Genomic DNA, 13,680 nt, shown 5'->3' with positions numbered 1-13,680 from the left:
CCGGCTACCGCGGGGAGGTGCCCCCAGGGGCTGCGCCCCGGACCCGGAGACCGTGCGCTGCGCGCCCGGTGCGCTCACATGCCGCGCGGGCTGGAATTCCGCTGCGCGAAATCCAGCCCGCCGGCGCGTCAGGACGCCGGGGCTTCGACGCGCTTCTTCAGGCCCGCCAGGGCGCGGTCGATGATGACCTTCTCGGCCTTGCGCTTGATCATGCCGAGCATCGGGATCTTGACGTCCACGGTCAGCTGGTAGGTGACCTCGGTCCGTCGCCCGCCGTCCAGCGGAGCGAGCCGGTAGGAGCCGTCCAGCTGCCGCAGCATCTGGGACTTGTCCAGGGTCCAGCTGACCTCGTCCTGGCCCTTCCAGCTGTACGCCAACGTGTGGTCGTCCTTGATCGCGCCCGCGTCCAGCAGCAGCCGTACCTTCTCGGCGCGGCCCTCGGCGTCGGTGGACAGCACCTCGGCCTCCTTCACCTCACCGGTCCACTCGGGGTAGCGGGCGAAGTCGGCGATGACGGCCATGACCTCGGCCGGTGCGGCCTCGATCGTGATGCTAGAGCTGGTGTGTTCCGCCATCGCGGTCGCTCCTCCAGGGAGAATTCGGCAAGGGTGCGGGGGCCTCCGGCCGCCGCGTGAAGGCTATCGCGCGCACGGGCCCCGCCGGTCCGGGGCCCTGGCCCACGCGCGCGCTCACCACTCCAGGGCCCACGGCCTCCCCGTCGCCGCGAAGTGTCCGACGTTCACGCACTCCGTGGCCCCGATCCGCATCCGCCGCGCCAGCGGCTGGTGCACGTGCCCGAAGAGGGCGTACCGCGGCCGGGTGCGGCGGATGGCGGCCAGCAGGGCGGCGCTGCCGCGTTCGAAGCGGCGGGCGACCGTGTCGTAGCAGAGTTCCGGGACCTCCGGCGGGATGTGCGAGCACAGCACGTCGACCTCGCCGAGCGCCTCGACCTTCGCGGCGTACTCGTCCTCGTCGACCTCGTACGGGGTCCGCATCGGCGACGGCAGCCCGCCGCCGACGAAGCCGAAGACGCGGCCGCCGATCTCCACCCGCTGTCCGTCGAGGACGGTGGTGCCGGGTCCGGCGTACTCGTGCCACAGGCCGGGCATGTCGACGTTGCCGTACGTGGCGTACGTCGGGCTGGGGAAGGCGGCGAACATCTGCGCGTACTGGCGGCGCACCGCTTCCTCGATCATCCGTTCCCTGTCCAGCCCGTCCCACAGCCGGCGGCCGAATTCGCGTGCTTCGGCGAAGCGGCGCGCCGTGCGCAGTTCGACGATCCGGTGGGCGTTCTCGACGCCGAAGAGGTCCGGGAAGATCCCCCGCGAGTGGTCGGCGTAGTCCAGGAAGAGGACCAGGTCACCGAGGCAGACGAGGGCGTCCGCGCCGTCGCCGGCGCGTGCGAGCGCTTCGGTGTTGCCGTGGACGTCGCTGACGACGTGGACCCGTGTACGCCTCTTGCTGGCACCCATGCCGCCACCCTAGGGGTGGGCGTGCCCGGCGGGTAGAGCGGGGCTCGCAGGCGGCCGGACCTGCGGTTACTTCCGAGTCCTGAGCACGGTCGACTACTGTCGGCAGCGCTGTGGCGGCGTTTGCGATGCACGGCGAAGTCCAGAATGTGACGCACGGAACATCTGGCCGGTTCCCTCTATCGGGAACCCACTACCGGTGGGTAACGTCCGGTCGGTCCACACGGTGGCGATGGCGCCCAGAGGAGCAGCAGTCTTGCGCGAGTTCAGCCTTCCGGCCCTGTACGAGGTCCCGTCGGACGGGAACCTGACGGATCTCATCCGCCGCAACGCCGCCCAGCACCCAGACACCGCCGTCATGAGCCGCAAGGTCGGCGGCCGGTGGCAGGACGTGACCGCGACGGAGTTCCTCGCCGAGGTGCGGGCCGCCGCCAAGGGCCTGATCGCGGCGGGCATCCAGCCCGGTGACCGGGTCGCGCTGATCTCCCGCACCCGCTACGAGTGGGTCCTGTTCGACTTCGCGATCTGGACCGCCGGCGCGGTCACCGTGCCGGTCTACGAGACCAGCTCCCCCGAGCAGATCCAGTGGATCCTCGGCGACTCCGGCGCCGTCGCGGCGATCGTGGAGAGCCCGGGGCACAAGGCGAACGTGGCCGCCCTGCGCGACCGGCTGCCGGACCTGCGCGAGGTCTGGGAGATCGAGCAGGACGCCTTCGGCGCGCTGAAGGCCGCCGGGGCCGAGGTCCCGGACGCCGACGTGGACGCGCGCAGCTCCCTCGCGAACGCCGACGACCCGGCCACCATCGTCTACACCTCGGGCACCACCGGCCGCCCCAAGGGCTGCGTGCTGACCCACCGCAACTTCTTCGCCGAGTGCGGCAACGTCGTGGAGCGGCTGAAGCCGCTCTTCCGCACCGGTGAGTGCTCGGTGCTGCTGTTCCTCCCGGCCGCGCACGTCTTCGGCCGCCTGGTGGAGGTCGCGGCGGTCCTGGCGCCGATCCGGCTGGGCTGCGTACCGGACATCAAGAACCTCACCGACGAGCTGCAGTCGTTCCGGCCGACGCTGATCCTCGGCGTGCCGCGCGTCTTCGAGAAGGTCTACAACTCGGCGCGCGCCAAGGCCCAGGCCGACGGCAAGGGGAAGATCTTCGACGCCGCCGCCGAGACGGCGATCGCGTACAGCCGCGCGCTGGACCTGCCCTCGGGCCCGTCCTTCGGGCTGAAGCTCAAGCACAAGATCTTCTCCAAGCTGGTCTACAGCAAGCTGCACGCCGTCCTCGGCGGCCGCGGCGAGTACGCGATCTCCGGCGGCGCCCCGCTGGGCGAGCGCCTCGGCCACTTCTTCCGCGGCATCGGCTTCACGGTGCTGGAGGGCTACGGCCTGACGGAGACCTGCGCGGCCACGGCGTTCCTGCCCTGGGACAAGCAGAAGATCGGCACGGTCGGCCAGCCGCTCCCGGGCTCGGTGCTGCGCATCGCCGACGACGGCGAGGTGCTGGTGCACGGCGAGCACGTCTTCAAGGAGTACTGGAAGAACGAGGCGGCCACCGCCGAGGCGATGTCCGACGGCTGGTTCCACACCGGTGACGTCGGCACCCTCGACGAGGACGGCTACCTGAAGATCACCGGCCGCAAGAAGGAGCTCATCGTCACGGCGGGCGGCAAGAACGTCGCCCCCGCCGTGATCGAGGACCGGATCCGGGCCCACGCGCTGGTCGCCGAGTGCATGGTGGTCGGCGACGGCAAGCCGTTCGTGGCGGCGCTGGTCACCATCGACGAGGAGTTCCTCGGCCGGTGGGCCGCGGAGAACGGCAAGCCGGCCGGTTCGACGGCGGCCGACCTGCGCGAGGACGCGGATCTGATGGCCGCCGTCCAGAAGGCCGTGGACGACGGCAACGCGGCGGTCTCCAAGGCGGAGTCGGTGCGGAAGTTCCGCATCCTCCCCTCCCAGTTCACGGAGGAGTCGGGCCACATCACGCCGTCGCTGAAGCTCAAGCGCAATGTGGTGGCGAAGGACTTCGCGGACGAGATCGAGGCCCTGTACCGCTCCTGAGCCGGTACCCGCTCTAGCGCGGGTCCTCGGCGAGGATCCGCTCCATGTTCCGCTCGGCGAGGGCCGTGATCGTCACGAACGGGTTCACGCCGAGCGAGCCGGGGACGAGCGACCCGTCGAGGACGTAGAGCCCCCGGTACCCCTTGACCCGCCCGTAGCCGTCCGTGGCCTCGCCGAGGACGCAGCCGCCGAGCGGGTGGTACGTGAAGGTGTCGGCGAAGGCCTTGTTGTCGCCGAACAGGTCGTAGCGGTACATCGTGAAGTTCCTCAGGTTGATGCGGTCGAAGAGGTTCTTGGCCGCCTGCACCGACGGGGTGTTCTGGTCCCGGGTCCACTGGAGCCGGGCCGAGTCGGTGGCGGCGTCGTAGGTGAAGTGGCCGCGCTCCGGGTTCCTGGTGATGGCCAGGTACATCGAGATCCAGTGCTCGATGCCCATGGGGAGCGGGGCTATCTCCGCGAAGACCGGGTTGGCGGCGTTGTCCCAGTCGTCGATGCCCAGGGCGGGCATGGTGGCCTGGTTGGCGCCGACCGTGTCCCAGAGGTGGTTGGCGCGGGCGGTCATGACGTTGCCGTTGGTGCCCCAGCCCTGTCCGACGCGGTCGCTGAGCGCGGGCAGGGTGCCGGTCTCGCGGGCCCGCAGCAGGATCTCGGTGGTGCCGAGGCTGCCGGCGCCCAGGAAGAGCTGCGCGCAGCCGAGTTCGCGGACCTGGGTGACCTTGCCGGTGACGTCGCTGGTCTGGACGGTGAGGACGTACCCTCCGGCGGGGTCCTGGCGTACGCCGATGACGCGCTGCATGGTCTCGATGGTGACGTTGCCGGTGCCGAGGGCGGCCGCGAGGTAGGTCTTGTCGACGCTCTTCTTGCCGTGGTTGTTGCCGTAGATGACCTCGCCGGCGAGCGCTGATCTGGTGGCGGTGCCGGCCGCCTCGCGCTGCATGTACCCGAAGTCGTAGACGTTGGGCACGAAGGTGGTCTTCAGGCCGGTGTTCTGGGCGTGCTTGCGGGAGACGCGGGCGAAGCGGTACCACTCGGTCGACTCGAACCAGTCGGGGTCGACGGTGTTGACGCCGAGCATGGCGCGGGCGCGCGGGTAGTAGGTGGCGTACATCTCCTCGGCGTCGACCTGGGGCAGCACCTCGGAGAAGTAGGAACGGCGGGGCGTCGGCGCCATGCCGCCGTTGACGAGGGACCCGCCGCCGACGCCGCGGCCGACGTAGACGGACATGTCGCCGTAGTTCACGCGGTCGAGGACGCCGGGGTACGGGCTGATGTCGCGGTTGACCACGTCCAGCCAGAGGAAGGTGGCGAGGGGGGCCTCGGTGCGGTGGCGGAACCACATGGACCGCTGGTCGGGGGCGGTGGTGGAGGGGAAGACCTTGCCGTCGGGGCCGGGGGTGTCCCACAGCCGCCCCATCTCCAGGACGACGGTACGGACGCCGGCCCGCCCGAGTCTGAGCGCGGCGACGGCGGATCCGTAGCCGGATCCGACGACGATGGCGGGGGCGTAGCGGGCGGCGGGGGGTGCCTCTTGCGCGGTGGCGGTGGTGAGGCCGATACGGGTGAGGCCGAGGGCGGCGGCGGTCCGGAGGGCGGCGAGGCCGAGTTGACGGCGCGTCAGGTCGGGGGTCATGGGCGCATCATGAGCGGATTCCGCCGAAGCGGCCATAAGGAGGGGTGCCACGCATCTGAGTAACAGTCAGCCCTGTCCCTCAGCGGCACCCCCGAGGGCTACAGCAGCTCGCGGAGGCGGTTCGCCAGGAGGTCCCAGCGCCACTTCTCCTCGACCCAGGCGCGGCCGGCCGCGCCCATGCGGGCGCGGAGGTCCGGGTCCTTGAGGAGGGGGACGATGCGGTCCGCGGCCGCGGCGGGGTCCCCGCCGCGGACCACCCACCCGGTCTCACCGTCGAGCACCGCGTCCGGCGCCCCGCCCGAGTCCCCGGCGACCACCGGCAGCCCCGTGGCCGAGGCCTCCAGGTAGACGATCCCGAGGCCCTCCACGTCCAGCCCGCCCCGCCGCGTCCGGCACGGCATCGCGAAGACGTCCCCGGCCCCGTAGTGGGCCGGCAGCTCCGACCACGGGACGGCGCCCGTGAAGACCACCGAGTCCGCGACCCCCGTGGCCGCGGCCAGCGCCCGCAGGTCCGCCTCGTACGGGCCGCCGCCCACGATCAGCAGGACCGCGTCGGGGACCTCCGCCAGGATCCCCGGCATCGCCTCGATCAGGGTGTCCTGCCCCTTGCGCGGGACGAGGCGCGAGACGCACACCACCACCGGGCGGTCGGTCAGCCCCAGCCGGGCCCGGACCTCGGCGCCGCCCGAGCCGGGGTGGAAGGTCTTCTCGTCGACGCCCGGCGGGAGTTGCACCATCCGGGCCGCGGCCCGTTCCGTCACCGCCGAGGCGATCCGCGAGCGCGTGTACTCGCCCAGGTACGTCAGGGTGTCCGTGCCCTCGCCGATCCGCCGCAGCAGCTGCCGCGCGGCCGGCAGCTGCGCCCAGCCCGCCTCGTGCCCGTGGGTGGTGGCGACCAGCCGCCGCGCGCCCGCCCGGCGCAGCGCCGGGCCCATCAGGCCCAGCGGGGCGGCGGCCCCGAACCACACCGACTCGCAGCCGTGTTCGCGCAGCAGGGACACCGCACGCCGGGTCACGCGGGGCGTCGGCAGCAGCATCGTGGTGCGGTCGCGGACCACGGTGAACGGCTGCTCGGCGTCGAAGGCGGCGGTGGCCTCGCGGCCCTCGGCGCTGTGCTTCCAGGTGGAGGCGTAGACGACGACCCGGTCCGGGTCCAGCCGCAGGGCCATGTTGTGCAGGAAGGCCTGGATGCCGCCCGGGCGCGGCGGGAAGTCGTTGGTCACGATCAGCGTCTTGTGCATCCCCGCCAACGTACCGGACGGCTAGCCGAGCTCCTCGCGCAGTGCCTGCTGCCAGGCCCCGGTCAGGGTGGGCAGGTCCGTGCCCAGGGCCTGGTCCAGGGCGGCCGGCAGGGGTTCGCGGCCGACGAGTTCGTAGAGCCGGACCAGGGCCGCGTCACCCCAGCGCGCGGCGACGAGCCGGCAGGCGAGCCAGGCGCCCTCGTAGGCGCGGGCCGTGGCGTCCCGGTCGCCGCCGAAGGCGAAGGCGGCGTCCGCCGGGAGGGCCGCCGGGAGGTCGCCGAGGCGGACGGCCCGCGCGAGGGTGGGGGCGGCCTCCGTCGGGCCGAGGGGGCTCTGCCGGTACGCCGCCCAGTCCGCGAAGCCCTCGGAGAGCCACTGCGGGGTGCGGGCGGTGGTGGCGGTGCGGGTCGCGACGTGGGTGGTCTCGTGGGTGAGGACGATCTGCCGGCCGGCCTGCGAGAGCTCCGCGTACCCCTCGGGGTTGACCACCACCCGGTCGGCCGGGGCGGGGCCGCCGCCGGTGGCTCCCGTGGTGACGGCCCCCAGGCCCCGGTAGGTGTCGGCCGGGCGGCCCAGCAGCTCGGCCATCGCGTTCAGGGTGGCGGGGACCAGCACCACCACCCGCCGCGCCCACGGTCCCGGCCAGGCGGCGCCGGCCGCCGGGACGGCCCGGTCGGCCTCGGCGGCGATCTCCGACAGGGTCTGCCGGCTCTGGCCGACGCCGAGGACCAGGGAGTGGGCGCCCCGTACGACGGCGACGGGCTCCGGCTGGTCCCACAGCTGCGACGGGGCCCCCTGGGCGGACCATTCGGCGATGACCCGCCAGGTCGGGCCGCCCCCGTTCCGGGCCAGCAGCAGCTCGCGGGCCGACCCCGTGGGGGCGGAGTCGTAGCCGGCGAGGCGGTAGCGCAGCTCGGCGTGCGCGTGCGCCCGCGCGCCCTCGCGCCGGACGGAGGTGACCTCGTAGGTCCAGCCCTCCAGCGGGATCCCGGCGAGCCGCGCGGGCGGGGCCGCCGCCCAGTCGGCGACGGCCCGCCGCACCTGCGCGTCGACGGGCGGGGCGGGCGCCGCGCACCCGGCCACCGCCACGAGCAGGCACAGGGCCGGCGCGAGCAGGCGCACGAGGGCACGGCGGGCGGCGTTCACCCGCCGATCGTACGCACCGCGGGGGTCAGGGCCTGGTGACGGAGGACACCGGCATCATTCCGACGGGGTCGTAGCGCACCCGCGCCCCCGGGTAGGGGGCGTGGATCACCTGGCCGTTGCCGACGTACATGCCGACGTGGCTGGCGTCCGAGCGGTACGTGACCAGGTCCCCGGGCTGGGCCTGCGAGAGCGGCACCTGGCGGCCCGCGTGCCGCTGCGCCTGCGAGGTGCGCGGCAGGGAGACCCCGGCCTGCCGGTACGACCACACCATCAGCCCGGAGCAGTCGAAGCCGGAGGGGCCGGTGGAGCCCCATACGTATGGCTTGCCCAGCGCCGCCCGCGCGGCCATCACGGCGGCCATGCCCCGGCCGGAGCCCCGGCCGCCGCCCCCGGGCAGGTCCGGCAGGGCGTCGGCACGGCCGCCGGAGCGCGAGGCCCGCTCGAAGTCGGCCCGCTCCTCGGACGGCATGACGTCGAGGAGCCTGCGGGCGGCGGCGAGCTTCGCCGTGACGGCGCGCTTCTGGGTGGCCACCTCGGTGCGCAGGGCCTCCAGTTCGGCGAGCTTGCGGGTGGCGTCCTGGCGCTGCTGGCCGATCCGGCGCTGTTCCTCGCGCAGTTCGGCGAGCTGGCGGGCCTGGCGGCCGCTGAGCCGGTCGAGGACGGCGGCCTTGTCGAGGTAGGCGCCGGGGTCCTCGGAGAGCATCAGCTCGACGGTGGGGTCGAGGCCGCCGGAGCGGTACTGGGCCCCGGCGAAGGTGCCGAGGACCCCGCGCATGGTGTTGACGCGGTCCTGGGCGCGGGCGACGGCGTCCTGGGCGCGGCTGATCTCGGCGCGCACGGCGTCGGCCTTCTCGCCCGCCCGGTTGTACTTCTCGGTCGCCTGCTCGGCTTCCTCGAAGAGCCGGTCGACCTGGGCGCGGGAGCTCGTGGCGGGTTCCCGCGGGAGGCCGGGGGCGGCACCGGCGGGTGTGCCCGTCATGGCCACGGCGGCGGTGGCCGCGGCGGCGGTGAGGACGGTGACCTTGGCGTTGCGGTCGAGGCCGCCGCTCCCGGGCCTGCGATGGGACCCCACGTGGCACCGCTCCCTTCCGCTGCGGGGCCCGGGTCCGCCCCCGTGGACGGCCGTGTACCGGGTTCCGCGCTGGCAGACAGTAACCGCGCGACGACACACCGGCCAACGACCGCGGGAGGGCCCGTACGACGGCGCCCCGCCTCTGACACAGGTCAGGGGCGGGGCGCGCGGTCAGGGCGGGTCCGCGCAATTCGCCCGGATGGGCGGTGTGCGGCGCGTCCCGGGCGGGGGCGGGTCAGCCGACGCGGACGCCGAACTGGAAGGGCATGTTGCTCATGGCCTCGTAGCGCACGCCGCCGGTGGGGTTGGAGGCGTGGAAGACCTGGCCGTTGCCCGCGTAGAGGCCGACGTGGTGCAGGTCGCTGTAGAAGAAGACCAGGTCGCCGGGCTGGAGTTCGCTGCGGCCGATGCGGGTGCCGTCGTTGGCCTGGGTGTAGGTGGTGCGGCTGATGTCGACGCCGGCCTGGCCGTACGCCCACTGGGTCAGGCCCGAGCAGTCCCAGGAATTGGGGCCGGTGTCGCCCATGTGGTAGGCGTCGCCTTCCTGGGTGATGGCGGCGGCGAGGGCGGCCGCGGCCCGTCCCGACCCCTTCGGGGCGGTCTTGGTGCCCCCGCCGGCGGCCTTCTCCGCGGTCGCGCCGTCCTTGGCCGCGTCGCTCTTGAGCTGGCTGCGTTCCTCGGCGGTCAGGGAGTTGAGGAGGGCCTGGGCGTCGGCGAGCTTGCTCTGGGCGGTCGCCTTCTTCTCGGCGAGCTCCTTGCGGACGGCGTCCAGGTCGCCGAGCTTGCCGGCGGCCTCCGCGCGCTGCTGGGCCAGGGCCCGCTGTTTGGCCTGGATCTTGGATATCGCCTCGACCTGCCGGCCGCTCAGCTGCTGGAGCGTGGCGGACTTGTCGAGGTAGGTCTGCGGGTCGCCGGAGAGCAGGAGTTCCACCGACGGGTCGATGCCGCCGCCGCGGTACTGGGCGGCGGCCATCGAACCGAGCGTGTTGCGCAGGTCGTTGAGGTCGGCCTGGCCGCGCGCCACCTGGTCCTGGAGGTAGCCGATCTCCTTCTCCAGCTTGTCCTGGCGGTCCTTGGCCCCGTTGAACTTCTCGGTGGCCTGCTCGGCCTCCTCGTAGAGGGCGTCGACCTTGGTCTTGACCTCGTCCTTGTTCGGCTTGTCCGGGGCGGCCGAGGCGGACTGGGCGGAGAGGGCGACGGCCGCGGTGGCGAGGGCGGTGAGGATGCTCACGCGGGTGCGGGTCGGCGGCTTGGGTCGACGGTGGGACGCCACGAACGCGAGCTCCTTCATTCCTGGAACCGCCGCGGACGATCGGCGGCAGGCCTCCGCACGCACCCGAATGGGTGCGCTACCGCACGAAGGTTTGAACAGACCCTAGTGACCCGCCGGTGAGGAGTTCAAATCCCGGAACGTAAAAATCCGCTGCCCTTCCGGCTTCTTTACCCGGGGCCCACGCTGTGTGCCGCGCCCTTGACGGTGCGTCTCCCGCCCGCACCGTCAATCCGGGCATCCCGCCCAGGAGTTACATCGGCGGCACAAGCCGCCAAGTGCTACGAAACGCGCGCGAGCCGCTTGAGCAGCAGCGCCGACGCCACCGGCCGGGCACCCGCCTTCGCCACCCCGTCGGCCACCTCGCGGTCCGTGGAGACCACGACCACCGGACGGCCGGGCGGCTCGGCCCGCACCAGCTGGCGGATCAGCTCGTCGGCCGTCACCCCGGCCTTGGAGAAGAGCACCCGCACCCCGCGCGGCGGTGCGAGCAGCACGGGCGCCGCCAGCTCCGCCCCGTCGAAAACGCAGGTCATCTCGGCGCCGGTCTGCGCGGCCAGCATCGACAGCCCGCCCAGCAGCCGCAGCCGCTGCTTCTCCAGCGGCATCGTCGGGTAGCCGGTCTTCGTCACGTTGTACCCGTCGACCACCAGATGGGCCTGCGGCAGCGCCAACAGCTGGTCCAGCAACGCCGGATCGGTCTCCGACAGGGCCCGCGCCGCGATGTCCTTCGGGGTCATCCGGCCCGGCTCCACGGCGTCCACGGTGTCCGCGGGCCGCGTCGACACCGGCGGCAGCGCCAGCTCGCGGCGCAGCCCCGCCGCCGCGTCGAGCACGGTGTCCAGCAGCAGCCGCAGCCGCATGTCCTCGACGCTGCGCCCCTCACGGGTGGCCCGGCGCGCGGTCTCCAGCGCCGACTCCGTCTCCGCCAGGCGGGACTTCAGCCGACGCGACTCGCTCTCGGCGGCGGCCACCTGCGCGGCCGCCTCACCGCGGATCCCGTCGATCTCGGAGCCGAGCTTGCGCAGGGCCGCCTCGCCCCGCTTGACGTCGCTCAGGGCGCTGCGCAGCTTGCGCTGAAGCGATTCCGCTTCCTTGCGGGCGGCGTCCAGCTCGGCCCGTACGTGCTCACCGCCGCTGCGCTGGGCCTCCCGCAGCTGGGCCAGCTCCTCGCGCAGCCGCTCCAGCTCGCGGCGGTTCTCGTCACCGATCCGCTCGGCGTCGGCGCGCAGCGCCTCCTCGCCGGCGGCGGCCACCAGCTTGACCCAGCCTGCCGGACGCAGCACGTACGCGGCGGCCGCCACGTCCAGCGGGTCCGCGGCGGCCGGCGGGGCACCGGAGTCCAGCGCCCCGGCCAGTTCCGGCTGGGCCTCGCGCACCTTCTCCGCGACCCGGCTGCGGAAGACGCCGTCGCTCTCCACGGCGGCGGCCATGGCGTTGCCCGCGAACTTGGCGCGCCGGGTCGGGGTGAACCGGGCGTACTGGCGCAGCTGCGCCGGGAGGTCGGCGACCGTCAGGCCGCCGAAGGCGTCCGAGACGAGCGAGACGACCCGGCGCCGCACGCCTTCCGGCAGCGGGCGGTCGAGGACCTCCGCGGAGTCGCCGGCCGCGTCGGCCGCCCCGGCGCCGCTTGCTGGCTCCACAATCCGTCACCCCTACCGTGATCTACCGTGGGCCCGGCTCCGTCAGGAGTCGGTGCCCGGCCTGTCGACGAGCTCGATCTGGTCCACCGCGTTGCACCAGCGGCAGCGGACCGACTCGATGGTCTCACTGACCACCTCGCGCTCCTCGACCTTGGGCTCCCCGGCGAGGTCGAGGTGGACGTACTCCACCACCTTCGACGATCGGGTGACATCGAACCGCGTGAGGTTGCCGCACAGGGTGCAGCGCCACCGGGTGGTGTCGGTCGGCAGGGGAACCGTCGTCATCAGGCCGCTCTCTCCTTCGTAGCTCATTCAATTAAAGCCTTCCGCGGCGGCCGCAGGACCGCAGCACGTAACCCTACGGCCTGGCACCACCCTCCGGGGGGTCCGCCTGCGTCATGCTCTGTCGCATGATCGTAAAGTGGCGGGCCGTGCGGGAGGCCGCCCGGGGCCCCGTGGTCACGTACGCGCTGATCGCCGGCTGCTGCGCGGTGTTCCTGACGAGTCCGGCATCCGGCCTGAACCCGTCGTTCGGTACGGGCGACCGGCTGATGGCGACGGGGACGGCCTACTTCCGGCACTGGGGCGTGGTCCCCGACGAGCTGTTCTCGGGGGCCGCGCGCCCGCTGCTGACCCCGCTGACGGCCCTCTTCGTCCACGGCAGCTGGCCGCACCTGCTCGGGAACATGCTCTTCCTCTACGTCTTCGGCGCGATGACGGAGGAGCGGATGGGCCGGCCAGCGTTCCTCGTCTTCTACCTCTGCACCGGCTACGTGGCCCTGGCGGCGTACGCGGCGGCCAACTCCTCCTCGGACCAGACCCTCGTCGGGGCGTCCGGCGCGATCTCGGCGGCGCTGGGGGCGTTCCTGTGCCTGTTCCCGCAGGCCCGGGTGACGAGCCTGTTCCCCTTCCTGCTGTTCCTGCCGCTGCGGTTCCCGGCGTGGATCGTGCTGATGTTCTGGTTCGGGCTGCAGTGGCTGGCCGCGCACCGGGCGGGGAGCGGGCCGGGGGTGGCGTACCTCGCCCACGTCGTGGGCTTCTCCGTCGGGTTCTGCTACGCGTGGGCGCGGTACCGGCGTACGACTAGAGTGAGGCGACCAGCGACGGCGACCGAGGGAGACAGCCAACCGTGATCACCGCGATCGTTCTCATCAAGACCAGCGTGGACCGGATCCCCGAGATCGCCGAGTCCATCGCCCAGCTGGACAGCGTCAGCGAGGTCTACTCCGTCACCGGTACGTACGACCTGATCGCGCTGGTCCGCGTGGCCCGCCACGAGAACCTGGCGGACATCATCCCCGGCCGGATCAGCAAGATCCCGGGCGTCGAGGCGACCGACACGCACGTGGCGTTCCGCACGTACTCCCAGCACGACCTGGAAGCCGCCTTCGCCATCGGGCTCGACGCGTAGTTCTCTCTCCCCGCCCCGCCCTTTCACCGTTCCCGCCTCAATCGCCGGCGGGGCTGGATTCTGCCGCTGCGCGGCAATTCCAGCCCCGCGCAGCGGCGCACCCGGCCTACACGGCCGGAACGCAGCGGCCGTCCTCCGTGCGGTACTGCCACTTCGCGCCGTCCACGACGAGTTCCTTGACCGCCCGCACGAAGCGGTCCACGTGCTCGTCCGGCGTCCCCGCCCCGAAGCTGACGCGGATCGCGTTCAGCGATCGCTCCCCCGGGGCCGCCTCGGGGGCCCCGCATTCGCCCTGGGCCTGCGGCTCGCTGCCGAGCAGGGTGCGGACCAGCGGGTGGGCGCAGAACAGGCCGTCGCGGACGCCGATCCCGTACTCCGCCGACAGCGCGGCCGCGAAGTGCGAGCTGTTCCAGCCGTCCACGACGAAGGAGATGACGCCGACGCGCGGGGCGTCGTCGCCGAAGAGGGAGAGGATCCGCACCTCGGGGACCTCCGCCAGCCCCTCGCGGACCTTCGCGATGAGGTGGCGTTCGCGGGCGACGAGGTCCTCGAACCCGGCCTCCTCCAGCGCCCGGCAGGCGGAGGCGATGGAGTAGACGCCGATGACGTTCGGGGAGCCGGCCTCGTGGCGGGCGGCGGTGGTGTGCCACTCGACGTCGACGCCGCCGTCCTCCCGCCGGGCCACCGTGCGGGAGGCCCCGCCCCCGGCGAGGTACGGCTCGGCCTCCTGGAGCCAGTCGGCGCG

13 protein-coding genes are annotated in these 13,680 nt (G+C 73.1%); 3 read left to right on the top strand and 10 right to left on the bottom strand.

What is annotated here, in order from left to right:
- Window positions 1-128: 128 nt before the first annotated feature.
- Together AB0F18_RS05780 and AB0F18_RS05775 are read right to left on the bottom strand one after the other, a co-directional pair.
- Window positions 129-575: an SRPBCC family protein gene (locus AB0F18_RS05780; protein ID WP_362055360.1), complete on the bottom strand. Its 447-nt coding sequence runs from the start codon at window positions 573-575 to the stop codon at window positions 129-131.
- Between the two features lie 114 nt (window positions 576-689).
- Window positions 690-1,472, bottom strand: coding sequence for a metallophosphoesterase (locus AB0F18_RS05775; protein ID WP_362055358.1), 783 nt, complete (start codon window positions 1,470-1,472; stop codon window positions 690-692).
- A 253-nt stretch (window positions 1,473-1,725) separates the two neighbouring features.
- Between AB0F18_RS05775 and AB0F18_RS05770 the strand changes: the two genes are divergently transcribed.
- The gene (locus AB0F18_RS05770) at window positions 1,726-3,522 is read left to right on the top strand and encodes an AMP-dependent synthetase/ligase (RefSeq protein WP_362055356.1); all 1,797 of its coding nucleotides are present in this window, start codon (window positions 1,726-1,728) and stop codon (window positions 3,520-3,522) included.
- 13 nt (window positions 3,523-3,535) lie between these two features.
- Here AB0F18_RS05770 and AB0F18_RS05765 read toward each other — a convergent pair whose 3' ends face one another.
- From AB0F18_RS05765 to AB0F18_RS05735, 7 genes are all read right to left on the bottom strand, one after another.
- Window positions 3,536-5,152 carry a GMC oxidoreductase gene (locus AB0F18_RS05765; RefSeq protein WP_362055354.1) on the bottom strand — a complete coding sequence of 539 codons (1,617 nt, stop codon included), beginning with the start codon at window positions 5,150-5,152 and terminating at the stop codon, window positions 3,536-3,538.
- Between the two features lie 98 nt (window positions 5,153-5,250).
- The gene (locus tag AB0F18_RS05760; RefSeq protein WP_362055352.1) at window positions 5,251-6,393 is read right to left on the bottom strand and encodes a glycosyltransferase family 4 protein; all 1,143 of its coding nucleotides are present in this window, start codon (window positions 6,391-6,393) and stop codon (window positions 5,251-5,253) included.
- A 21-nt stretch (window positions 6,394-6,414) separates the two neighbouring features.
- Window positions 6,415-7,539 carry a hypothetical protein gene (locus AB0F18_RS05755; protein ID WP_362055350.1) on the bottom strand — a complete coding sequence of 375 codons (1,125 nt, stop codon included), beginning with the start codon at window positions 7,537-7,539 and terminating at the stop codon, window positions 6,415-6,417.
- Between the two features lie 25 nt (window positions 7,540-7,564).
- Window positions 7,565-8,611 (bottom strand): NlpC/P60 family protein, encoded by a 1,047-nt coding sequence (locus AB0F18_RS05750; RefSeq protein ID WP_362055348.1) that lies wholly within the window; start codon window positions 8,609-8,611, stop codon window positions 7,565-7,567.
- 235 nt (window positions 8,612-8,846) lie between these two features.
- Window positions 8,847-9,884 (bottom strand): NlpC/P60 family protein, encoded by a 1,038-nt coding sequence (locus AB0F18_RS05745; protein WP_362055346.1) that lies wholly within the window; start codon window positions 9,882-9,884, stop codon window positions 8,847-8,849.
- 278 nt (window positions 9,885-10,162) lie between these two features.
- The gene (locus AB0F18_RS05740) at window positions 10,163-11,527 is read right to left on the bottom strand and encodes an NYN domain-containing protein (protein ID WP_362055506.1); all 1,365 of its coding nucleotides are present in this window, start codon (window positions 11,525-11,527) and stop codon (window positions 10,163-10,165) included.
- 39 nt (window positions 11,528-11,566) lie between these two features.
- Window positions 11,567-11,809, bottom strand: a complete 243-nt coding sequence (locus tag AB0F18_RS05735) for a hypothetical protein (RefSeq protein ID WP_042813634.1) — start codon at window positions 11,807-11,809, stop codon at window positions 11,567-11,569.
- 113 nt (window positions 11,810-11,922) lie between these two features.
- On the opposite strand from AB0F18_RS05735, the gene AB0F18_RS05730 reads away from it, so the two are divergent.
- Both AB0F18_RS05730 and AB0F18_RS05725 read left to right on the top strand, forming a co-directional pair.
- Complete coding sequence (locus AB0F18_RS05730; protein WP_362055344.1) at window positions 11,923-12,657, top strand: rhomboid family intramembrane serine protease; 735 nt, start codon at window positions 11,923-11,925, stop codon at window positions 12,655-12,657.
- The gene (locus tag AB0F18_RS05725; RefSeq protein ID WP_007263678.1) at window positions 12,654-12,935 is read left to right on the top strand and encodes an Lrp/AsnC ligand binding domain-containing protein; all 282 of its coding nucleotides are present in this window, start codon (window positions 12,654-12,656) and stop codon (window positions 12,933-12,935) included. The genes AB0F18_RS05730 and AB0F18_RS05725 overlap by 4 nt, the downstream gene beginning before the upstream one ends.
- A gap of 106 nt (window positions 12,936-13,041) precedes the next feature.
- Here the strand turns inward: AB0F18_RS05725 and AB0F18_RS05720 are convergent.
- The coding region (locus tag AB0F18_RS05720; protein ID WP_362055342.1) for an aminotransferase class V-fold PLP-dependent enzyme at window positions 13,042-13,680 on the bottom strand (639 nt) is incomplete at its 5' end.

The sequence above is a fragment of the Streptomyces sp. NPDC029216 genome, assembly GCF_040648015.1.
In the GTDB taxonomy this organism is placed as follows: domain Bacteria; phylum Actinomycetota; class Actinomycetes; order Streptomycetales; family Streptomycetaceae; genus Streptomyces.
Note: the sequence above shows the minus strand (reverse complement) of the source record. Positions and strands in the feature narration are given on the sequence as shown.

Bases quoted from the DNA above. Each gene is read 5' to 3' on its own strand.
- AB0F18_RS05780 (WP_362055360.1), bottom strand. From the start codon at position 575: ATGGCGGAACACACCAGCTCTAGCATCACGATCGAGGCCGCACCGGCC.
- AB0F18_RS05775 (WP_362055358.1), bottom strand. From the start codon at position 1,472: ATGGGTGCCAGCAAGAGGCGTACACGGGTCCACGTCGTCAGCGACGTC.
- AB0F18_RS05765 (WP_362055354.1), bottom strand. From the start codon at position 5,152: ATGACCCCCGACCTGACGCGCCGTCAACTCGGCCTCGCCGCCCTCCGG.
- AB0F18_RS05760 (WP_362055352.1), bottom strand. From the start codon at position 6,393: ATGCACAAGACGCTGATCGTGACCAACGACTTCCCGCCGCGCCCGGGC.
- AB0F18_RS05735 (WP_042813634.1), bottom strand. From the start codon at position 11,809: ATGACGACGGTTCCCCTGCCGACCGACACCACCCGGTGGCGCTGCACC.
- AB0F18_RS05730 (WP_362055344.1), top strand. From the start codon at position 11,923: ATGCTCTGTCGCATGATCGTAAAGTGGCGGGCCGTGCGGGAGGCCGCC.